The 22092-nt window shown below is 49.2% G+C and carries 17 protein-coding genes; 7 read left to right on the top strand and 10 right to left on the bottom strand.

Features of this window, described 5'->3' with window-relative positions; genetic code table 11:
• Nucleotide 1 precedes the first annotated feature (1 nt).
• Nucleotides 2-868 (top strand): sulfite exporter TauE/SafE family protein, encoded by an 867-nt coding sequence (locus H6G46_RS02860; RefSeq protein WP_010872485.1) that lies wholly within the window; start codon nt 2-4, stop codon nt 866-868.
• Nucleotides 869-1063: 195 nt separating this feature from the next.
• On the top strand, nt 1064-2476 hold the full coding sequence (locus H6G46_RS02865; RefSeq protein ID WP_010872486.1) for a DUF3370 domain-containing protein: 1413 nt from the start codon (nt 1064-1066) through the stop codon (nt 2474-2476).
• Nucleotides 2477-2503: 27 nt separating this feature from the next.
• On the opposite strand, the gene H6G46_RS02870 is transcribed toward H6G46_RS02865, so the two are convergent.
• From H6G46_RS02870 to H6G46_RS02890, 5 genes are all read right to left on the bottom strand, one after another.
• Entirely contained in the window at nt 2504-3670 is a 1167-nt protein-coding gene (locus tag H6G46_RS02870) for a GntR family transcriptional regulator (RefSeq protein ID WP_010872487.1), read from the bottom strand.
• Between the two features lie 80 nt (nt 3671-3750).
• Nucleotides 3751-4173 carry a hypothetical protein gene (locus H6G46_RS02875; protein ID WP_010872488.1) on the bottom strand — a complete coding sequence of 141 codons (423 nt, stop codon included), beginning with the start codon at nt 4171-4173 and terminating at the stop codon, nt 3751-3753.
• Between the two features lie 34 nt (nt 4174-4207).
• Nucleotides 4208-5011, bottom strand: a complete 804-nt coding sequence (gene hisN, locus H6G46_RS02880; RefSeq protein ID WP_010872489.1) for a histidinol-phosphatase — start codon at nt 5009-5011, stop codon at nt 4208-4210.
• 4 nt (nt 5012-5015) lie between these two features.
• Entirely contained in the window at nt 5016-6065 is a 1050-nt protein-coding gene (hisC, locus tag H6G46_RS02885; protein ID WP_014407103.1) for a histidinol-phosphate transaminase, read from the bottom strand.
• A gap of 192 nt (nt 6066-6257) precedes the next feature.
• A complete protein-coding gene (locus H6G46_RS02890) occupies nt 6258-6572 on the bottom strand; it encodes a metalloregulator ArsR/SmtB family transcription factor (RefSeq protein WP_010872491.1) in 315 nt (104 codons plus the stop codon).
• A gap of 371 nt (nt 6573-6943) precedes the next feature.
• Here H6G46_RS02890 and aqpZ point away from each other — a divergent pair, with 371 nt between their 5' ends.
• The 4 genes from aqpZ (at nt 6944) to H6G46_RS02910 (ending at nt 12702) form a co-directional block, all read left to right on the top strand.
• Complete coding sequence (aqpZ, locus tag H6G46_RS02895) at nt 6944-7687, top strand: aquaporin Z (protein WP_010872492.1); 744 nt, start codon at nt 6944-6946, stop codon at nt 7685-7687.
• 459 nt (nt 7688-8146) lie between these two features.
• Nucleotides 8147-10843 (top strand): type I DNA topoisomerase, encoded by a 2697-nt coding sequence (gene topA / locus H6G46_RS02900; protein WP_190595405.1) that lies wholly within the window; start codon nt 8147-8149, stop codon nt 10841-10843.
• 20 nt (nt 10844-10863) lie between these two features.
• Complete coding sequence (locus H6G46_RS02905; protein ID WP_010872494.1) at nt 10864-11268, top strand: NIL domain-containing protein; 405 nt, start codon at nt 10864-10866, stop codon at nt 11266-11268.
• A 36-nt stretch (nt 11269-11304) separates the two neighbouring features.
• Nucleotides 11305-12702, top strand: a complete 1398-nt coding sequence (locus H6G46_RS02910; protein WP_010872495.1) for a 1-acyl-sn-glycerol-3-phosphate acyltransferase — start codon at nt 11305-11307, stop codon at nt 12700-12702.
• Between the two features lie 313 nt (nt 12703-13015).
• Here H6G46_RS02910 and H6G46_RS02915 read toward each other — a convergent pair whose 3' ends face one another.
• From H6G46_RS02915 to H6G46_RS02925, 3 genes are all read right to left on the bottom strand, one after another.
• Complete coding sequence (locus H6G46_RS02915) at nt 13016-13594, bottom strand: Uma2 family endonuclease (RefSeq protein WP_010872496.1); 579 nt, start codon at nt 13592-13594, stop codon at nt 13016-13018.
• A gap of 376 nt (nt 13595-13970) precedes the next feature.
• On the bottom strand, nt 13971-14279 hold the full coding sequence (locus H6G46_RS02920; RefSeq protein WP_206754519.1) for a hypothetical protein: 309 nt from the start codon (nt 14277-14279) through the stop codon (nt 13971-13973).
• A 291-nt stretch (nt 14280-14570) separates the two neighbouring features.
• A complete protein-coding gene (locus H6G46_RS02925; protein ID WP_010872498.1) occupies nt 14571-14867 on the bottom strand; it encodes a DUF2442 domain-containing protein in 297 nt (98 codons plus the stop codon).
• A 93-nt stretch (nt 14868-14960) separates the two neighbouring features.
• On the opposite strand from H6G46_RS02925, the gene H6G46_RS02930 reads away from it, so the two are divergent.
• Nucleotides 14961-16163: an RNA-guided endonuclease TnpB family protein gene (locus tag H6G46_RS02930; RefSeq protein WP_010872499.1), complete on the top strand. Its 1203-nt coding sequence runs from the start codon at nt 14961-14963 to the stop codon at nt 16161-16163.
• A 283-nt stretch (nt 16164-16446) separates the two neighbouring features.
• Here H6G46_RS02930 and H6G46_RS18370 read toward each other — a convergent pair whose 3' ends face one another.
• Both H6G46_RS18370 and H6G46_RS18375 read right to left on the bottom strand, forming a co-directional pair.
• Nucleotides 16447-19242 carry a bluetail domain-containing putative surface protein gene (locus tag H6G46_RS18370; RefSeq protein ID WP_238569090.1) on the bottom strand — a complete coding sequence of 932 codons (2796 nt, stop codon included), beginning with the start codon at nt 19240-19242 and terminating at the stop codon, nt 16447-16449.
• Between the two features lie 170 nt (nt 19243-19412).
• Complete coding sequence (locus H6G46_RS18375) at nt 19413-21671, bottom strand: hypothetical protein (RefSeq protein WP_015390148.1); 2259 nt, start codon at nt 21669-21671, stop codon at nt 19413-19415.
• Nucleotides 21672-22092: the final 421 nt, after the last annotated feature.

Below are 22092 nucleotides of genomic sequence, written 5' to 3' on the forward strand. Positions count from 1 at the left end.
CATGGCACTCCAAGTGGTGGGCTATTTTTTGGCAAGTTGCATTGGCCTAAGTTTGGGGCTTTTGGGAGGTGGCGGCTCGGTGTTAGCCCTGCCCATTTTGGTCTATGTCATGCAGGTTCCCCCCAAGGCGGCGATCGCCATGACGTTAGTGATTGTGGGGGCCGTGAGCTTGATTGGGGTCATTCCCCATTGGCATCGGGGTAATGTTAATCTCCCCAAGGCCCTGATTTTTGGTTCAGCCACCATGGTGGGAGCTTTTGGCGGGGCTAAGCTAGCCGCTCTTCCTTTAGTGACAGAAACGTTTCAGTTGATTTTATTTGCGGTGCTGATGCTGGTGGCGGCTATTTTTATGATCCGCAAAGCCCAACAACGACCCCAGTTATCCTCCACAGAGGATCCTGATTTAGCCACCTATCCCGCCCCCATTTGTAAATATTGTTGGCTGTGGCTACTGACGGAAGGCATTGCCATTGGCGTTTTAACCGGGCTGGTGGGAGTGGGGGGAGGATTTGCCATTGTACCCGCCCTAGTGTTGCTGGGAAAATTGCCCATGAAAGAGGCGATCGGGACTTCCCTGTTGATTATTGCCTTTAACTCTGTGGCCGGCTTTTTAGGTTATTTTGGCCAAGTTAGTTTGGATTATCATCTGATGGTGAGTTTTACGTTCTTCGCCGCCCTGGGAATTTTATTGGGTTCCTATCTATCCAGTTTTGTTGACGCCAAAAATCTCCAAAAAGGTTTTGCTTATTTCCTCATGGCGATCGCCGCCTTTATTTTGTTCCAACAACGGGATACTTTCCGAAGCTCCAAAGTTAATAGCTATCTGCCCGAAATAAGCTCCCAAGTATTGCTGCAAAAAGCACAGTAGATCCAAAAGAATGAATTAACAGAATTGATACTTACCATTGATTAACAGATTGATGGGTAGGGCAAATTAGCTAACTGTCCCCGGCAATTTTGCCAAAGTAACCGAAGAACTACAATCAATGGGGAAATCGACACTTTTTAACCCATCTGGCCGTCTCGGGTTCCATTGCCCGTTCTTTGCCCTGCTTCATCATCCATGCTTTCCCTGCTCACACCTCTAGTTCTGGCCCAAGCTAATCCGATCGCCATTCCCATCACGCCACCACCGGTAATTACCCAGCCCGCCCCCACCATCGGTGACACTCCCCAAGAACTAAAAGTTGTGCAGCCAGTGCGCCCTTTGCCAGGGCAACTAGACCAAATTCCCGTTTTTAACAGTAACAGTCCTGAACTGATTTTTAACGAAGGCATTATCCTCTCCACTTTGCCTTCCATTGGCATGGGCCATCCCTATGCCCACCTAAATCATCCTTTCCGAGGTCGGTTTGATGTCTTTGCCCACCACGTTGTCCAGGCTTCCCCTGAAGGGAAAACTTTATATTTAGGGGTGTTACTGTTCAATGGCAGTCGGCAGGATGCCACGGTGGAAATTCTGCAGGGGGCCAGTTCCCTCACTTCCCCCGACGCTCTATTTATCGATCTTCCGCCGGTGGTGGAAAACAATGACGGGAATGTATTTGCTGGCCCCGGCAGTCGGGTGACCAATGACGTACTACGGGGCAAAAGACAAACGGATTACCCAGACAAATTCGTCATTCCTGCCGGCCAAAGCCGCATGTTAATTAATCAGCCTTTGCCGGTGAACTATACCCCAGTGCCTGGGCAACCACCGCCGATTCGACTACCCCGCAACGGTTTTTCCGCTTACTTACGACTTAATACCAACGTCCCCATTCATGCCGCCAGCATGGCCATGTATGCTCCCCAGAATAGCCTTGGTGTAGAACAGGCTCCCCGTTTGGCCGATTGGGAAAATTTGCTCAAAACTGCCAACCTGATGCAACCCAGGGACCGCATTCCCCGTAATAGCCAACGCCGCATTTATAGCCGGGTGGCGGGGGTTTCCATTGGCTCCCAGTGGCAAGCCACCATCACTGATGACAACAGCCAAAAGCTAACCATTCCCGAACCGGGACAGGGTTTTTCCTATCCCATTAGCGCTTTGGAAGGGGGCCGCATGGGCACCGGGCAAAATCAGTCTGCCCCCATGGCGGTGCGTTACCCTGACACAGCCTATGAGTCCCACGGTAATTATGGAGTGCAATATAGTTTGACCTTGCCCTTGGTGAACAATACCAATCGCAATCAGACCGTGGACCTGACGGTGGAAACTCCCCTCAAATTCAACGATGCCCCCAATGATCAGCTAACTTTTTTGGTACCTCCTGCGGTCAATGTCTTTTTCCGAGGCACAGTAAGATTCAGCTATACCGATCGCCGGGGGCAAACCAATAACCGTTACTACCATCTGGTGCAACGGCGGGGCCAAAAGGGAGAAAATTTGGTCAGCCTCGACCTCAAACCAGGGGAGGCAAGAACTGTGCAGGTGGATCTGCTTTATCCCCCCGACGCGACTCCGCCCCAACTGTTAACAGTGAGAACTCGCTAGATTTGGCTTAGCGGTTTTTCGTTGAGTTTAAGCCGTGGCCACTTTTGTCGACTTCCCTTCCTCCTCCGTTTCCTCTTCCCCCAACCCCAATTCCCGTTTGAGGATGGCAATGGATTTTTCGCCAATGTAATGTTCAGAGCAAATAATTTCCGGCATCCGGATTAAATCATGGCGTTCCGCTTCGATCGCCTGACGCACAATGGGTTCACTGGCGGGATCGGTGATAATGGTGCGGGCAGTGCGGACTAGGGAGCGTAATTTCTGGGGATCGCTCACCAGAGCCGATTTCAAAAAGAGGGATTCTCCCCGCAGGCTGTGGATAAGAATTTCGGCAATGGTGAGAATGCCGGGGCTAAGGCTCACAATGCCTAAGCAGGAATTCTCTGGCAGAGCTTTGACCAACTCTAGCTCTTTGCTGTAATCGTAAATATCAACGGGAATCACCCGCACATCATAGGGAGTAGCAATGGACTCCGCCTCGGCCAAAAAATAACGACTGGTGACCACCGTGCCAGAAGGCAATTCGGACAAGGTTTGTTTGAGGGTTTCCATGGGCACCAACTGCACCGGAATTACTAAAGCTTGTTCTAATTCATTAAGAATTAACTGCCCCGCCCCGATGTCCCGCTGGGGCACAGTGACCAACACCCTAGCCGTACTACGCAGCCGCCAATCAATGGTTTCCAAACAAAGCTCTTTCACTTGGGAGAGGTTTAACCCCTGACCCAGCAGTTCATCAATGGTTTTTTGGATTAGTTGACTGGCTTCGGGATATTCCCGGAATAGGGGGCCATCGAGGATCATGCCCTCCTCGGTGCTGGGGGCTTTGACATAAATGCCTGAACCAGCAATGGATTCCACCAGGCCCGCATCTTCCAGATTTTGGTAAACCTTACTGATGGTGTTGCGGTGCAAGCCCGTCATCATGGCCAGTTGTCTAGTACTGGGCAAACGGTGCCCCGGATGATACTGGCGGGAGGCGATCGCAAAACGAATTTGGTCAAATAACTGCTTGGAAGCGGGAATTTCGCTGTCGTTTTGAATTTGGAACTGTAGCATTTTAGGGAATGGTAAACGAGGAGTAGGCAGATTCAGTCCGGATTTCATCCCAGGGCTTAAGACGGCCCTAACTGGGGAAAGGTTCATTGACGGTTTGGTTTTGATCGCCACTGGTAACCTTGCCCAAGCCATCACTTATTGCCGATATTGCCGACAAAATTTTCCAACACCTTCCCAATTAATTTTCACCGATTATAAAATTCTCAAAATTTCCATCAACTTTTAAAGGGCCGGAGCCAATCCCTAGCCATGGCCCAATCGAGGCTGGAACGAACTACAGCAAAACCAATCAGACTTTCCCCCATCAAAATGGCGATCGCCAGGGGGTCTTCAGTGGTGGGTAACGCGATCAGTCCGCTGCTCCGCACCAAAGTGAAAGCTAAAACCGCCCCGTCCCGGAGATGGGCATTGTCATCCTGGCGAATGATGTAACGATAGGTGACAGCAAATAAAAAGCCACTCAGCAAACCACTACCAAAGTTCAAACCCAGGTTAATCCAGTCCGAATTGAGTGTGCTTGTCAGTAGGTTGAAATAGGTGTTGCCCAGCAAGGTCAATCCATAAACCAACCCAAAGGCGGTCGCCCCGAGGCAACCGGCCTTAATGGACTCCAAACGTTCTTGAAAGCTTAATTGCACCCGTCATCACCCCCCAGAACGAACCATCGATCAATTATTGCAGGAAAGCTAAAATTTCACTGTGCAATTTTGGGTTAGGACTGGCCACAACTTCCGTGGACTCTGGGGTTAACTCTTTGCCCTGCCAATCGGTAAAACAGTAATTTGCCCCGGTCAAAATGGGGATCAATGCACAAAAGTCATAAAAATTTAAATCCGCTTCCACTATTACTAAGGGCATGGCTGTCCAACCGCTAGCGGCACTGAGGTAATTGAAACAATCTCCCCCAAAGGCGGTGCGCTGACATTGGCGGTAAATATCAGCCATTTTCTGTTGCTGAACCGGGGTGGTGAACATTAGTGGTGTGGTGGAGACAATACAGGCGGCAGTTAAATTAATTTCGCTTGCTTTATAGGGATTAACCAAGGGAATGCCATTAACGTTACTTTGCTCTCCCTGTACCCCCTGCCATCGATCACCGCTGATGGGTTGGTGGGCAATGCCCAGCACTGGCCGCATATCTGCATCTACTAAGCCAATGAGGGTGGCAAAAATTGGCAAGCCCCGCACAAAGGAGGAAGTGCCGTCAATGGGGTCTAACACCCAGGTATAGCCAGACTTTCCCGCAATATTTTTGCCTTCCTCCCGAATTACGCCATCCTGGGGGAATTGTGCCTGGATTAAATCCACCATGGCCTGTTCTGCTTCTTCATCGGCTTGGGTAACAATGGCGGAAACCTGGTCTATTTTTGTTCCACCCTGTAAATGGGAACGGCGAAAGTATTGAATAAGGATCTCCCCGGAAACGGCGGCCAACTGCTGGGCAATGAATAGTCTTTGTTCAACCTCTGGTAACATCTCCCTATCCCAAAGACCCTTTCAAACTGGCGATCGCCAACAGTAGTTGATCAATTTCCCCGTCAGTACCCACGGTAATGCGGAGATAATCGGTAATGCGGGGATGGTTAAAGTAACGCACCAGAATTTTCTTTTCCTTTAAGGCTTGGTACAGGTCAGCGGCGGCCATCCAACGGGGAGCGGCAAACACAAAATTGGCATCCGAGGGACATACCTGGAAATCTAACTCCGCCAATTGCTCCATTAAACGGGTGCGAGTGTGGCGTACCTTTTCCCAGAGGGGCACAAATTCAGCCTGGTTCCGTAAAGCGGCGGTGCCCAATACCTGGGCCAAACGATCCAAGTTGTAGGAATCCCGCACCTTATCCATTTCTTCAATCAAGGCCGGAGCGGCGATCGCCAAACCCACCCGCATCCCCGCCAGGCTATAACTCTTGGAAAGGGTACGGGAAATAATCACATTGTCAAACTCTTGCAGAAAGTCCCAATGGTCCTCGTCGGAAAAATCCCCGTAGGCTTCGTCAATGACCACTACTCCCTCCGCCTGGGCGCAGGTCTGCCAAAGGAATTCTCGATTTAAATGCTTGCCTTTGGGGGGATTGGGGGAAGCGAGGAAAATCAGTTTTGCCTCTGGACAAATCACCGGCCCGGTTAAATCAAAATTGGCATCGGTGGCAATTTTTTGTACCTTAGCCCCATGGACTGAGGCGATCGTTTCATATAGGGAGTAAGTAAGATCTAAAAAGGCAACAGTTTCCCCTGGATCGACAAAGGTACGCACCACAATATTGAGAATATCGTCGGAGCCATTGCCTGCTAAAACCTGATTTAAATCCACTCCATACAAATCCGCCGCTGCTTGACGTAACTGGGTCGAAACGGGATCAGGGTAAAGCCTTACTTTTGGTAACTCCGCTGCCACCGCTGCCAACACCTGGGCGGGAGGATCGTAGGGATTTTCGTTGGTGTTGAGCTTGATAAAATCGTTGGTTTGGGGCTGTTCCCCAGGCACATAGGCGGGGGTATGACGGACGGACGGACGGATAGACACCATTGCGCAATTACGATCAAAGGGGCAATAAATCCCTTTGTTTAAAGCTTCTCCCATTACAGACCATACCCCGACACCGTTGCCGCTGTAAAGGCGACGTCTAGGAAAAAACAGGGGAAAGAATGCCCTTTGTTTGGGCTATTTTTTAGGGATGGATTGGGACGACATGGAGATATGCCATGGCCAAACTGCCAATCAGTCACAGCAATGGCGGGGAACATAGGCTTGGGTTACTTGGCCATAGGATTCCAGGTAATGCCGTAGATGGTGAAATTGTTCGGGATTGAGACGGTAATAAATCCAGCGGCCGTCCTGGCGAGTGTGCACCAATTCCGCATCCCGCAGGCGTTTGAGGTGAAAAGATAACTTGGATTGACTAATATTCAGTTGGTCGCAAAGGTCACAGACGCACTGTTCTTGATTTTCCAGCAGAGTTAGCACCTGGAGGCGAATAGGGTCAGACAAAGCTTGAAACCCGACACTGATTAGGTCTTTTTCCGTTGTTTTCACGACAATATAGAAAAATATGAGGATATTAAAAATAATTTATGCGATTTTCTTGCGGATAACCACCGAAAAGCTCTGGATGTATTATGGTGTGAATTGATCCCATTCACCCCCCATCTAGCTACGACATTACCCCACTGTGCAGGCTGATTGGGCAAAGATTCCGTTCAAAACTAGGGAGTGGGTTAGATGCTGGGGAAATGTAGCCAAATTCTTGCCCCCAAAAAGTAAAATTTTCGTTGATTTTGTACAAAATTTGACAAAACAGTGCTACCTTTCGTGGTGGATATTTTTGATCCAAACTAGTTGGCTAAACCTAGGCCTAAATTGAGCCTAACAAGAAATAAACTCTTTTTCCCTTTTTGAAGACGCAAATGAAAAAGTACATTGCTGAATTTATTGGCACTTTTTGGTTAGTGCTTGGTGGTTGTGGCAGCGCTGTTTTTGCCGCTTTTATCGCCGCCCCTGGTGGTGGCAATACCAACGAATTTGGCTTGGGCTACCTGGGCGTTGCCTTAGCTTTTGGTTTAACGGTTTTTACTGGGGCCTATGCCCTTGGTCATATTTCCGGTGGTCATTTCAACCCCGCTGTTTCCTTTGGACTCTGGATGGGTAAGAGATTCCCCGGTTCCCAGTTAGCCCCCTATATCGGTGCCCAAGTTCTAGGGGCGATCGTGGCGAGCTTATTTATTTTCATTGTTGCCCAGGGTGGCCCTAACTTTTCCCTTGACGGCAGCAACCCCCTCGCTACTAACGGTTTTGGTGACCATTCCCCCCAGGGTTACGGCTTTTTGGCTGCCCTGTTAATTGAATTTGTTCTCACCTTCATTTTCCTAATTGTCATTTTGGGCGTTACGGATAAAACTGCCCCCGCTGGTTTTGCCCCCGCCGCCATCGGTTTAGCTTTGACTCTGATCCACCTGATTAGTATTCCCATTACCAACACTTCCGTGAATCCAGCCCGCAGCACTGGGGTTGCTCTTTTCTGTGGCAATCCTGCTTTGATTGGACAATTGTGGTTATTTTGGTTAGCCCCGATCGCCGGAGCGCTATTGGCAGGTTTTGTTTATCACAATGTGCTGGAAGACCTGGGCCGTCCCGAACCCGAAGCAGAGTGAAGCAAATGCTGACACTATCGGGGTTACGTTATCCTGACCCTGTTGATGTTTTTACTCCCCAGATACCTGATGGTTCAGGTTAAGCTTGGGGAGATTTTTTTGGCTTTAACCCAACTCCCCTTAAAAAGCGTCTGAAAAATTGACTTTTGGCTGTTTAATCCCCCCTAGCCCCCCTTGGGATGGGGGAAACTGTGACAAAAGTCCCCTTTTTAAGCCGGAGCTTTAGTGAGGAGATTTAGGGGGATAAATACTTAGCCTTGCGCTTTTCAAATAGGTTCTTAGCGGAAACAGAACTTGCCAAAAATCAACTTTTGGTCTTTATCATTCAGTAAGGCGGGGTTTGATTTTCCGGAAAGATTAAGATAAGTATTGGTTATATGGTTATTAGCCAGGATTATCAAATCTGTCTGACCTCCGTCGCCCTCCTTTTTTCGTTTCTTCCCCCGTTTCCCCTTCCCTATGTCCAAACTCGTTATCGTTGAATCCCCCACTAAAGCCCGCACTATCCGCAACTATCTGCCCCAGGATTATCGGGTGGAAGCTTCCATGGGCCATGTCCGGGGTTTACCGGCTTCGGCGGAGGAAGTACCCGCGGCTTACAAAGATAAAAGTTGGGCTAATTTGGGAGTCAATGTGGAAGACCATTTCAGTCCCCTTTATGTGATTCCCAAAAGCAAAAAGAAAGTAGTTAAGGAATTGCAAACTGCCCTGAAAAATGCCGACGAAGTAATTCTGGCCACGGACGAAGACCGGGAAGGAGAAAGTATTAGCTGGCATTTGTTGCAACTGCTCCAGCCCAAAGTGCCCATTAAACGGATGGTGTTCCACGAAATTACCCAGGAAGCCATTCGCAGTGCGCTGGAGAATTGCCGCGATATTGACGAGAATTTAGTCCATGCCCAGGAAACCCGCCGCATTTTAGACCGTTTGGTGGGCTATACCCTTTCCCCTTTGCTCTGGAAAAAAATTGCTTGGGGACTATCCGCTGGCCGGGTGCAGTCGGTGGCGGTGCGGTTGATTGTGCAGCGGGAACGGGCCCGCCGGGCCTTTAAGACCGCTGGTTACTGGGACTTAAAAGCAGAACTGGAACAGAATAAAAATCCTTTTCAGGCCAAGTTGATGACCTTGGGGGGCACTAAATTAGCCAATGGTAGCGATTTTGATCCCAATACTGGTGCGTTGTTGCCCGATAAACAGGTGGTGGTGCTGGATGAAGCCCAGGCGATCGCCCTGAAGGAGCGTTTAACCGGCAAGCCCTGGGCAGTGGTCAATACCGAAGAAAAGCCCGGTGTCCGTAAACCGTCTCCCCCCTTTACCACTTCCACCCTGCAACAGGAAGCCAACCGCAAGTTAGGCATTTCCGCCCGGGATACGATGCGAGTGGCCCAAAAACTCTACGAAGAGGGTTACATCACCTATATGCGGACGGATTCGGTGCATCTTTCTGACCAAGCGGTGACGGCGGCCCGCAATTGCGTGCAACAAATGTACGGCAAAGAATACCTGAGTCCCCAGCCCAAGCAGTACACCACCAAAAGTAAAGGGGCCCAGGAAGCCCACGAAGCCATTCGCCCCGCTGGGACAGAGTTTCGCATTCCCAATCAAACAGGGTTAAAAGACCGGGAATTGGCCTTATATGAGTTGATCTGGAAACGGACGGTGGCCTGCCAGATGGCCGATGCCCGCATTACCCAACTGAGTGTGCTGTTAAAAGTGGAAGATGCGGAATTTCGCGCGGCGGGTAAACGCATTGATTTCCCCGGTTATTTCCGGGCCTACGTGGAAGGGTCTGATGATCCCGATGCCGCTCTGGAAAACCAAGAAGTGATTCTGCCCCCCCTCAAAGTTGGCGATCGCCCGAATTGCCGAGAAATTGATACCGTGGGCCACGAAACCCAACCCCCCGCCCGCTATACGGAAGCTTCGTTGGTGAAAACGCTGGAAAGTGAAGGGGTAGGCCGCCCTAGTACCTATGCCAGCATTATTGGCACCATTATCGACCGGGGTTATGTGCAAATGCGGAGCAAAGCTTTGACCCCCACCTTCACTGCCTTTGCGGTGGTGAGTTTACTGGAATCCCATTTCCCCGACTTAGTGGATACGGGTTTCACTTCCCGCATGGAGCAGAAGTTAGACGAAATTGCCATCGGTAAAACCCAGTGGCTCCCCTATTTACAGGGCTTTTTCCTGGGGGAATCGGGGCTAGAAAACCAAGTCAAAGTGCGCCAAGACCAGATCGACCCGGCGATCGCCAAGGCCATTGAGCTGGAAAACCTGGCCGCTAAGGTGAAAATTGGCAAGTTTGGCCCCTATATCGAAATTCCCCAGGGGGAAGAAATTATTACCGCTTCCATTCCTCAGGATCTAACTCCGGCAGACCTCAACCCCGAACAGGTGGCCGTGTTGCTCAAGCAAAAAACGGAGGGCCCCGATAAAGTCGGTATCCATCCTGAAACCGGGGAACCAATTTTCATCCTCATTGGAGCCTATGGCCCCTACGTCCAGCTAGGGGAAGCAACGGAGGAAAATAAGAAACCGAAACGCACTTCCCTGCCCAAGGGGGTTAAACCGGAGGATGTCACCCTGGAAATGGCAGTGGGATTGTTGGCCCTGCCCCGTAATTTGGGAGAACATCCGGAATCGGGCAAAAATATTAAAGCCAGTCTGGGTCGGTTTGGCCCCTACGTAGTCCATGACCAAGGTAAGGATGGCAAGGATTATCGTTCCCTCAAAGGGGATGATGATGTGTTGACCATCACCCTGGAACGGGCTTTGGAGTTGTTGGCGGAACCAAAACGGGGCCGGGGCAGCCGCACTCCCCTCAAACAATTGGGCTTACATCCCGAAGACCAGGAGCCGGTTAATTTGTTCAAAGGCCCCTATGGGGTTTACATCAAACATGGCAAAGTTAATGCCAGCTTGCCGGAGGGGGAAACGGAAGAAACCATTACCCTAGAAAAAGCTTTACCCCTGTTGGCGGAAAAGGCCGGCAGCGGTAAAAAAACTAGCCGTAAAAAAGCCACCACCACAGCGAAGGGCACTAAGAAAACCACTTCTAAAAAAGCTAGTGCCACTGGTACGGCCAAGAAGACCACCACTAAACGCACCACCCGGAAAAAAGCTGCCAGTCCAGACCAGTCCAGCGAGGCTGGTTAAACAACTAGTTAAATAGAAGGATGAAGAAGCGTGTGACCCTGACTTTTCCCCGTAGTGCGGTGCAAATGCCCGTCACTTATCGGCTGGCCAAGGATTTTAATATTGCCGCCAATATTATCCGAGCCCAGGTGGCCCCCAATCAGGTAGGCAAAGTAGTACTGGAATTGTCCGGGGACATTGACCAACTGGAAGCGTCTTTGGAGTGGATGCGCTCCCAGAGTATTGAAGTTTCCTTGGCTAGTCGGGAAATTGTCATTGATGACCAAAGTTGTGTAGATTGTGGCCTCTGTACCGGGGTTTGCCCTACGGAGGCTCTGAGTTTAGATCCGGATAGTTTTCGCTTGATGTTCCGTCGTTCCCGTTGTGTGGTCTGTGAGCAATGTATTCCTTCCTGCCCCGTCCAGGCGATCGCCACTAATTTCTAACATCTTTGCCGACTCCGCCAACGGTGAGTTATCCCCATGGAATCCCCCATCCAAGCCCAACCCCCCCTGGACTTTTTAGCGCCCAATCTCCAGCCCTGGTTACTCCGGCTCGGGCCGCTGATTTTGCCCTGGTGGATCCGTTCTCAAACGGCGATCGCCAAAATTGAAGCCGAAAATTTGCAGGTTCTAGCTCAGGCCTACGGGGACTTTAGCCAAGGCAAAAACCGTTTACTCCTGGCTTTTCGTCACCCCAGCATCAACGATCCGTTATGTATGGGGTATTTATTTTGGAATTTATTACCGCCAGCTCTGAAAAAAGGTGCTCTCCAACCGCCACCGGTGAGCCACTCCCACTTTATGTATGACCGGGGCATTCCCCTCTGGGGAGGAGATTTTCTACAGTGGCTATTTCCCCGTTTAGGGGGCACTTCCATTCAGCGGGGGAAATTAGACCGCCCTGGCTTACGGTCTGCTCGGGATTTAATGCTCAACGGCCAATATCCCCTGGCCGCCGCCCCAGAAGGAGCCACCAACGGCCATAACGAACTCATTTCTCCCCTGGAACCGGGCATTGCCCAACTGGGATTTTGGTGTGCGGAGGATTTACGCAAAGCCCAAAGACCGGAGCAAACACTAATTCTACCGGTGGGTATTCAATATTTTTACCTCACCCCTCCTTGGCGAGAGATTGAAAATTTACTTTCCCAACTGGAAAACGACTGCGGCATTGGCCCCACCACTGACCATAGTTTGGGCGAAGCCAGATTATACGAACGCCTTTATAGCTTGGGGGAGGTAATGTTGGATCTGATGGAGAATTTTTACCGTCAGTTTTACCAACAAAACTTGCCAGCGGTGGAGGATTTAGCCCAAAGCCTGCAAGAGAATTTTAATAACCTTGAAACCGATCCCAATCAATTACTTGCTTCCCGCCTCCAAAATTTGCTCCATGCGGCATTAACGGTGGGGGAAGAATATTTTCAAATTACCCCGAAAGGAACGTTACCGGATCGTTGTCGACGCTTAGAACAAGCTGGTTGGGATTGTATTTATCGTGAAGATTTGCGGGACGAACAGACTTTATTCCCAGTTAAAAAGGGTCTAGCGGATCGCATTGCAGAAGAGGCAGATTTAAGAATGTGGCATATGCGCTTGGTGGAAAATTTTGTCGCAGTGACGGGGCATTACGTCAAAGAAAAACCGACGGTGGAACGGTTTGCCGACACTCTTTTATTACTTTGGAATGTCATTACCCGCATGAAGGGGGGCAACTTGAACAATCGTCCCATCCTAGGTCGTCAGCGGGTTCAATTAACCATTGGTGAGCCGATTTTGGTGGATGATCATTATGAAGATTACAAAGGTAATCGCAAACTGGCGATCGCCAAGGTAACTGAAGTTTTGCAGGAAAAGTTATCCGCACTAATTATTTAATTATTGCTAATGGTTTCTCCGGTATAAATAAACTGAACAACTTATACCAAGTCGATAAAAAGATGGCATAAATAGAGGAAGAAGAATGCACTGTAAGAATAGAGGATTGAGATAGCCCCGAAAAACTAACTGGACAGGAGAGAAAGTAAGCCCAGGGAAGCTGAATTCGGCCCATTGGGGGATAGAGATTTCGTAGTTTCGGAGGTAGATGGTGTCATACTTTAATCCTACTCCAGTCAAAAAGACTAGCAGGGTGGTAACAATGGCAACGAAGGTTTGAAAGTTCGGCATTGTTGCTGAGGAATCAACGTCCCTATTTTAATCGTTCAAAACTCAGCCAGCCAAAAATTATCTCTGGAGTGATGAACCATTCTTGCAGTTCGGCTAATACAGCTAGGGGATCTTTACCCATTTTTGTTTCTGGTAGTTGGTTCCCTTGGAAAACCATAACGATATTCTCACTAGGAGAAACAAGCCAACCTAGTTGACAGCCATTCCTAAGGGCAAAACTTATTTTTTCGATAACTTTTAGGGGAGATTGATCTGGGGAGAGGATTTCAATGATCCAATCTGGGGGGATATCGATTCTGTCAACAATTTGCCCCCTACTATCTAGGGGAATGTTGTTCCATTTGAAAACAGTAATGTCTGGAACAAGAGATCTTTCCCCGAAGGTGCAGCGCAGTTCTGTGAAGGCATAGGCGAGCTGGTGGGATTCTGCCCGTTGATTAATTTCGCTAGCCAAGGTGGTTTGCAGTTTACTGTGTTTACCCTGGGGCATTGGCTTCTGGATAATTTTTCCGTTTTGATATTCTTGGGCAGGTTTGGTTTCCGGTAAGTTTAAGAATTCTTCTAGGGAAATGCTAGACGTTGTCTCAATAGCATGAATCATAGTTTTTCACTAGGGAAGAGTAACATTTTAGCCCGGGGCCATGACCAGTAGGAATTTTTCCTAGCTGATTCCATTAGGGCTTGATTATAGGGAAGAAAAATTTGCTTTCTTTCCGTTAATTCATTGTTACCCTGGTAGCAAAGGGTGAGAAGTTGCCTGTGTTTATTATCCCTCCTAGCCCTTCTTCGCAAAGGCAGGGACAAGAGCACTGTTTTAATATTCTTGTTTTGGTTTCTGGATGAGGGCAGAAATAATTCACATTTCTTGAACTATTCTTTCCACAGAAAAATAAATCCAATTACCCTTTTTTAAGGGAGATTAAATCACCATTCTCATAGCGTATCCCCATACTCATCCAACAAAGCAAGAATATTTTCTAGTTGTCGTCGATGGGGGGAGTTGGGCTCAAGTTGGTAGCGGATGAGTGCAAGACGGTATTGATTTTCGATTCTAGTTCGGCGAGCTTCTTGTCCAACTCGGCGAGCCTCTCGTTCTCTTGCCTCAGCTCTTCGGTCTCTTGCCTCAGCTCTTTCATTCTCTGCTCGTGCAAGCTCTTCTTCTCGTTCTCGATCCTGTTTTGCTTCTCGAGCCACTGTTCGTGCGCGATCCTCGCTTCTTCGTTGCTCTTCCTCAGCTCTTCGGTTTCTTGCCTCAGTTGTTTGTTGTATTTCCTCAAGTCGGACAAACCCCCGTAGGAGTTGATCCAAGACCACAAACGAGAAAGTAAGCCCGGCGAAGCTGAGTCCTGCCCATTGGGGGATGGAGATTTCGTAGTTTCGGAAGTAGATGGTGTCATACTTTAATGCTACTCCAGTCAAAAAGACTAGCAACGTGGTAACAATGGCAACGAAGGTTTGAAAGTCCGGTATTGTTGCTGAGAAATGGATACTCCTATTATCCCTCTTAGCCTCCCTTAGTAAAGGGGGGAAATTGGTCATAGAACCTCGGGAAGGCAACAAGAAGACCAGCAGGATATCTAACTCATCAAGCCATCGTTGATAGTGGAGGGAAAAGCAATCTTTGCGTAACGCTCTAGGCCAGTGGGAGATAGGTCTTCCCCTTCTGGCCAGGCAATGCCCCCCAGGGGATCTATCTGGGCTTGGCGGAAATAACGGGGATTTTTTAAGCGCCAGTAATTGTCATTGGTTTCAATGATTGTTTGAAGATCCAGAATCAATTCTTGACCATTTTCTAGTTTGATTTGCAGTTGAAAGTTATCCAGAGGAAATACACTGATTGCCTTCAACCAAGGAGTTTTAACCTGAGAGTTCATTCCATTTCTCCATTGACTCTGCTTGATTATCAGAAAAATGGGTTTAAAACCCCCTCCTTTAGGAGGGCTTTAATTTTCTTGTAGAATAACAGCATGAAGCTAAGGTATCAGTACCGATTTTACCCCACAAACCAACAGCGACAGGGCTTAGCCCAGTTGTTCGGATGTGTGCGGGTAGTGTGGAACGATGCTTTAGCTTTTTGCAAAGATTCGGAAAAATTGCCTTCCTACAATGCCCTGTCTAAACGGTTGACGGAATGCAAACAAACAGAGGAGAAAATTTGGCTTACTGATGTTTCGGCAGTTCCATTACAGCAATCGATCAGAAATCTTAGTGCGGCTTACAAAAACTTTTTTGATTCAGTCAACGGGAAACGCAAGGGAAAAAAGGTTAATCCTCCTAAATTCAAAAGTCGAAGATCCAAACAGTCTGCTACTTTTACCAGTGCCGGATTTGTCTTAAAAGATAACGACAGAATTTACCTAGCGAAAATTGGATTTCTCGATGTGGTCTGGAGTCGCCCCTTACCGTCAATACCTAGTTCAGTGACGGTGATTAAGGATAGGGCTAATCGGTACTTTTTAAGCTTTGTTGTCGAAGTTGACCCACAACAATTAGCCGACAATGGGCAGTCCGTAGGGATTGATCTTGGCATCATCGACTTTGCCACTTTGAGTACTGGAGAGAAAATCAAATCTCCCAAACCCTTAAAGGCAAAGCTAAAGCGACTGAGGAAGTGCCAGCGCAATCTTGCTCGTAAACAAAAGGGCAGTAAGCGACGGGAAAAAGCTCGTTTAAGAGTGGCTAAAGTCCATGCCAAGGTAAAAGATACCCGCACTGACTTTTTGCATAAACTGTCCACCAGATTGATCCGTGAGAACCAAACGGTGATTTTGGAGGATTTAAACACCGCCGGGATGATGAAAAATCGTCGTCTCTCCCGTGCCATTTCTGACCTTGGTTGGCGTAGTTTTCGGACGATACTAGAAGCTAAGGCAGTCATGTACGGCAGGGAATTTCGGACGATTTCCCGTTGGGAACCCACTTCTCAACGTTGCTCCTGTTGTGGTGAAATTGGCGGCAAAAAAGAACTCTCTGTTAGAGAATGGACTTGCCTTTTTTGTGGGGCAAACCACGACAGAGATATAAATGCCGCAACAAACATACTGGTCGCCGGAGGGCATTCGGAGACTAAAAACGGACGTGGAGGAAAGCGTCAGACTACTTCGGTAGCGGCATCCGGTGAAGCGTCAACCCACCGAAAAGCTATTCAGTTAACTCTGTTTGCTTCGTAGGAATCCCCCGGCTTTAGCCGGGTTGGAGGATGTCAAAATGCCGTAACTTTAGTGAGCAGATTTAGAGATTAAATCCTAACCTATTGATCGCGTCTAGTTCCTGTTTGTAAAGTTGGGTTGAATCCCCCCCTAGCCCCCCTTAGCAAAGGGGGGGGACTGTTTTATCCCCTTAAGGAAAGAGGGAATGAAAAGCAGAAAAAACCGCCCCCGGAGGGACGGCCATAAATCAGTTAGTTCGATTTATCTGAGGTGGAATAGCCACCCTAGATATAGTTCAGAGAGTTTAGGCGTAGAACTCACGAACCTCGAAGTTAGGAGTCAAGTCCAGACCAAAGGTACCGCTAATACCTGTAAGTTCTACGAGGAAGTCGTCTTGGGAGCTGACAGCCGCAACACCGTTGTTGATGAACAGGAATTCGCGACCAGCCAGAGCACCAGAAGAGACATTGATCTGTTGCATCTCAACCAGAGAAGGCAAGCCGGGTAGCAAGGAGAAGGAGAGAGACGCACCGACACTGTTGTCTGCATTTACAGCTAAGAACACATCGTTGATGTTATTAGCAGAGGCATTAAGGATCGGATCGTTTAGATTGAAGACCGTATTCCCCGCCTGTAAATTAAGGACACGTTGGACGGCAAGGCCGGATGTAGCATCACCAGACAAGAAGTTATTGGCTCCAGCCGCGAAGACAAATTTGTCGTTGTTTACGTTGAAACCAGTAATGTTATCGACGTTGGCTCCATTGACCGCTGCGTTTTCAAAGGCACCATTCATGTACCAGATTTCATTGGCACCGTTAACGCCAACACCGCCGACAGTGACATCATTACCGATATCAATAGTGTCTGCACCAAGACCACCATAGAAAGTATCGTTGCCACGACCACCCACGAGCTCGTCATCGCCGCCAACGGCACGGAACTCAAGGCGGAGTTGAGCCAAATTGATAGCAGCTTGAGCAGCTTGAGCTTTACTATCACCCGCCTGGCCTTGGAGAGTGGCGTAGGGATTGACAAATGTCCAATCGTTGGGATCCAAGGGATCAAATGGCGCTGACAATTGGTCTACCAGGACAAAGTCACCGGCTAAGAAATCATTGCCGTCGCCACCAGAAATAGAATCGTCACCACCGATGAAACTGGTAGTACCGTCTTTGCCAAGCTGGAATCCTTTACCACCATCGATGATGATGCCGTTGTTATTAATAACACCGACAAACAAGTCACCAACCAGGATGTCATTGCCACCCTCACCGGTAATGGAATCATCGCCCGCACTAACGGTGGAACCATTGACCTGACCTAACTTGAAGTTGGTCAAGTTAATTTCACTGTCGTTGAACTCGAAACCAAACAGTCCGACATCACCAACGATGACATCTAGTCCATCGGCACCAGTCATGGTGTCATCACCACCAATGACGGTCAGAGTCTCAGTCAAGAATATGTCGTTACCAACCCCGTCAACGGCTGCAGCTAAATCGCCAACCAAGAAGTTATCTATGGCAACCTGACCAATAGGAAAGACAATCCCGTTATCACCCTGCTTGGTTGTGATGGTGTCATCGCCACCGATAGCGGTTCTTTCGAGGGATGCATTAAGGTCGATGTCTCCGAATGCGCCAATACTCCAGTCACCAACGGTAATATCACTCCCCAAACCGGCTTCAATGGTATCTTTACCACCATTAAATAAGTTCAGGTCAATATCATCGCCAGTAACCACTAAAAGATCACCGGCAATTACATCGTTACCACTACCGGCGTCGATGTCATCGTTGCCAAATGGTAATATTTCTTCTAGTGGTAATAAGGGTAATAACAGACTATCACCGGAAATGAAATCATCATCGTCGTTACCTTCAATGATGTCATCACCACCTAAACCGGCAATGGAATCCTCGCCACGGCCACCAAAGATGCTGTCATCGTCACGGCTACCGATGATCTCGTCGTCACCGATGTTGCCAATGACGGTGTAGCCATTGGTGTTAGGAGGGACGTTGGAAGCAGATAGGTCAACAGAACCACCGCCAGGATTTTCGATGGTGAGGGTAGCAATACCCAGGTTGAAGGTCAAGCCAGTAGCTTCCCAGTCTTGAACGACCCGAATTTCTGCTTCTGCATCTTCAGACACCTGGAATTGGTCGCCAGTTTCAGAGTTAGCATCGCCGAGGTCTTCGATGACATCAAAGCCAGCATCAACAAAGAAGAAATCGTCTCCTTCACCACCGGACATAATGTCATCACCTTCACCACCCTGGAGGTTGTCATTGCCTTTGCCACCAAAGAGGAAGTCATTTCCTTCATCCCCATTGAGGATGTCATTGCCGAAGCCAAGGATCGGATCCCCGTCACCGCCGACGAGGGTATCATCACCGGCACCGCCATTGAATTCGACACTGCCAATACCAGTCATTTCAATGAAATCGTCACCCTCATCGCCAAAGGCCAGATGCTGACCATCACCGTTACCGGGTTCCCCCGCAATGGGACCGAACAGAATTACGTCGTTGCCTTCACCGCCACGAACGGTGTGGGCACCAGAGATGGCAGCAACCCCCCTAATGAAATTCCTGGGGTTGTAATCAGCAGGTAAACCTAACTGGGCCAAAAGAACTTGATACTGTTCTTCCGTAGTCGGAATTGGCTGATCTGCCGCAATAAAGAGATCAAGGTCAGAAGGCTCAGAATCGTCAAAGAACGGATTGGCTATAGTCTCACTGTCTGGGTCGGCGGTTAGAGCGTCACCGCTGATTTCGATCAAGTCATCACCGGTACCACCTTCAACACTATGACCAGAGCCATTGGCGCTATCACTGGTAAAAGAATCACCGGTAATCCGGACAGTGTCGTCGTCGTCACCAGCAAATACAACATGACCAGCGAGATCGACACCTAGAGCCGCACCATTGCCCGAAACTGCTAAGGTTTTGTCGAATCCGATGAAGATGTCATCTTCACCTGCACCACCGAAGACCACATGGCCAGCAGAGTCACCAATGGCGTCGCCACTGATATTAATGTCGTCATCACCTGCGCCACCAACCTCGTTGATTAAGTCGAAGCTGTTGACCACATGACCAGCAATGGGACCTTCAGCAACACCAGTGAGAAGAATGCTGTCGTTACCTTCGCCACCAATGACAGTGTGACCAGCATCTGTATCACTGAAAGCATCACCGGTAATGGTTAACTCGTCATTGCCAGCACCACCATCCAGGATATGACCTTTGGAGATTACGTCTTTCAGATCTTCGCTGAGGGTAAAGGCATCCCGAGCGATGGAAATTTCGTCGTTACCGGAACCACTGAGGAAAGTAATGCACCACCGGGGCGGTCATCAAAGAAAGCTTTCAAATCACCGGTAAAGACTTCCCGGCCTTCAAATTCAGGAATGAGGGCAGAACCAGTGGCATCAACCTTAACAACAGAGCCAATCAGGGAAGTGGACAAGGTGAGGTTTTCAATGCCAGTGATGCCAATGCTCTCAACTGCCACAATGCCTTCAATGTCTACCGTGTTGGTATTACCTTTGGACGAGGTGGTAACCCCGGAGGTGAGGCCAAGGGTTTCGTAGCCACCGTTGCCGGAGAAGTCGCTGATCTTGATACTGGTGACATCAGGACCGTCCTCGGTGACTTGGTCTACTGTGAGTAGCAAGAGATCATTGTCCCCGGCTAATTCGGGGTCAGCAATGCTGAAGCTAACATCATCACCGAAGAAGTAGTTGGTAACGGAGACGGTTTCCAAAGCAGTTTGGAGGTTGATGAGCTCTAGGTCACCACCTTTGGTACCGCTCGCTGCAACGTTTTTCAGACCAGTGATGAAACCTTGACCAACCACGTCGAAATCATTCGACACCAAAGTCAGGTCGTTTTCGATTAGGGTGGCTACGAGGGTTTCGATTCCATCCAGCACCGGGAAAATGGTATTGATGTTACCAAAGGTGGCTTCTTGCCAGGTCAAGCTCAAAGTTGGATCTTCGCCGGTACCAGTCAGGCGATCATTACTGTTGAGGGTATTAAAGATGGAGCCACCTTCAACCACAGCCACCGACAGGAAGGAGTTGCCAGAACGAATGTCAGCTTGAGGCGTCAGGATAACGTCAGCCACAAGGAAGTTGAAATCAGACGCATTGGTGGCACCATTGACGATAACAGCCTCGGCTTCGGTGATAACACCAAGATCGGGGTTGGTGTTGGTGAGGGAGTAGCTAACCGCACCGTCAAGAAGAGTAGAGGGCGCAGCGCTGAGATTGTCTAGGGTATCCGCAATGATGTAGGTGAACCCTGCATTAAGGTTAGGCAGACTCAAGAGGTCCTCCGCCTGGGCAACGCTTAAAGGTACATCGGTGTTGTTTACGATTACCTCAGCGGCATTAACAATGGCCGGGGTGGAGAGGGCCGCCAAGATATTGGCAGAAGTATCTTCCACAATGTAGGAAGGACCAACGGGAATACCCAGACCTTGTAAAAACGTCGCAGAAGCAACGCTTACGGGAACGTCAGGATCGGACAAAGTGATGGCAGTGGCGCCACCGGAAACTCCTGGGTCAGCAACAATATTCGCGGAGGTGTCTGCGATGGCATACACACCATCAAAATTACCGAGGGCGAGGAGTTGGGACGCAGTGGCAACATCTACGATGTCGGTGATACCAACGCTAGCGGCACCAGATACGGCGGCACCACCAGCCAACACATCAGCGGCGGTGTCAAGGATATCCCAGGTCACACCGGCGGCCAGTTCGTCAGCGGTGGCTAGCAGTATATTTGCATCTTCCACGCTCAGGGGGGCAGCGGGGGACTGATTCGCAATGACATTATTTGCCCCAGTCACAACGGGGTCGTCAGCACCAGCGATCAAGTTATCAGCAGTATCGCTAATGGTGTAAGCGGGGGGTAGGTTGGGGGTGGCTTGGGCCTGGGCAATGGTGAAGACGCTCAGGGAAGCCGCAATTTCCACAATCTGGGCTTCTGCCGCAAGCACACTCGCATTGGTATCATCAACCGTAGCAATGATGCCCGCAGCCTCGGCATACTGGGCTTCTGTAAATGTATTAACCCCTGCAGTGGACAGAGCTTCGGTGTAGGACAGGGAAACATCAGCTTTGTTGGTCAGCGCCTCGAGGCGATCGGTCAGACCAGCAGCGGCGGAAGCATTGTTCAGCGCGTTGGGGAAATCTAGATAGTTGTCGGGGGACAGGGACAACCAGTTAATCCAGTAGTCCAATTCCTCCGTGGGGACCAGGGAGGTATCGTTAATGTCAATGTTGTAGAGATTGGCAAAAACCTGGGCTACATACTGGCGTTTGTCAGCGGTTTGGGGCGCTTGGAAAAAGGGATACTTAATAGCTGCATCGGGGCTGCTGGCAAACAGGGCAACTGCTTCTGCATAGGTGATGTTTGCCCCATCTGTGGCCCACCAATTCAGATCACTGGCGGATACACCACGGCCGGTGTACATGATCTGTAGAGCCGCAATTACGTTAGGACTTAGTGCCATAGGACTTCTTAAAACTCCTCAGTTTTTACGGTAAAAAATATACAAAACAGGGTTCATCTATGTGTGTCTCGGAGTTGCTTAGGGTAATCATAGCAAGAATCGCCTTGCTGTCAAGACTAGAAGCATACCGCTGTTAACACGATGAATCCTCGCACTTTTTCGACATTGTCTACTTGGCGAACAGTAGGACTTGTTCTAGTCCACCCAACGAGGCAAGCCCATGGGGATCGTCTAGAATCGCTACTCCAGGCAAATTATAGCCTACGAATAAGAAAATGCAGAGATATTTTCCCCAGCATCGCTCAAAAATCCAGAATGACTATATTAAGCGGGGCAAGAATTCACCTTTGTTAAGCTCCCTTACTTTCGTAATTAAGGCTCCGGCTAGGTAAAGTTGAGTTTTGACTGTTTAATCCCCCCT

Origin of the sequence: Synechocystis sp. FACHB-908 (assembly GCF_014698595.1) — a bacterium.
Taxonomy (GTDB): domain Bacteria; phylum Cyanobacteriota; class Cyanobacteriia; order Cyanobacteriales; family Microcystaceae; genus Synechocystis.

What these genes read in the sequence shown, in the direction of transcription:
- H6G46_RS02860 (WP_010872485.1), top strand. Translation starts at nt 2, where the DNA reads ATGGCACTCCAAGTGGTGGGCTATTTTTTGGCAAGTTGCATTGGCCTA.
- H6G46_RS02865 (WP_010872486.1), top strand. Translation starts at nt 1,064, where the DNA reads ATGCTTTCCCTGCTCACACCTCTAGTTCTGGCCCAAGCTAATCCGATC.
- hisN (WP_010872489.1), bottom strand. Translation starts at nt 5,011, where the DNA reads ATGTTACCAGAGGTTGAACAAAGACTATTCATTGCCCAGCAGTTGGCC.
- hisC (WP_014407103.1), bottom strand. Translation starts at nt 6,065, where the DNA reads ATGGTGTCTATCCGTCCGTCCGTCCGTCATACCCCCGCCTATGTGCCT.
- aqpZ (WP_010872492.1), top strand. Translation starts at nt 6,944, where the DNA reads ATGAAAAAGTACATTGCTGAATTTATTGGCACTTTTTGGTTAGTGCTT.
- topA (WP_190595405.1), top strand. Translation starts at nt 8,147, where the DNA reads ATGTCCAAACTCGTTATCGTTGAATCCCCCACTAAAGCCCGCACTATC.
- H6G46_RS02905 (WP_010872494.1), top strand. Translation starts at nt 10,864, where the DNA reads ATGAAGAAGCGTGTGACCCTGACTTTTCCCCGTAGTGCGGTGCAAATG.
- H6G46_RS02910 (WP_010872495.1), top strand. Translation starts at nt 11,305, where the DNA reads ATGGAATCCCCCATCCAAGCCCAACCCCCCCTGGACTTTTTAGCGCCC.
- H6G46_RS02915 (WP_010872496.1), bottom strand. Translation starts at nt 13,594, where the DNA reads ATGATTCATGCTATTGAGACAACGTCTAGCATTTCCCTAGAAGAATTC.
- H6G46_RS02925 (WP_010872498.1), bottom strand. Translation starts at nt 14,867, where the DNA reads ATGAACTCTCAGGTTAAAACTCCTTGGTTGAAGGCAATCAGTGTATTT.
- H6G46_RS02930 (WP_010872499.1), top strand. Translation starts at nt 14,961, where the DNA reads ATGAAGCTAAGGTATCAGTACCGATTTTACCCCACAAACCAACAGCGA.
- H6G46_RS18375 (WP_015390148.1), bottom strand. Translation starts at nt 21,671, where the DNA reads ATGGCACTAAGTCCTAACGTAATTGCGGCTCTACAGATCATGTACACC.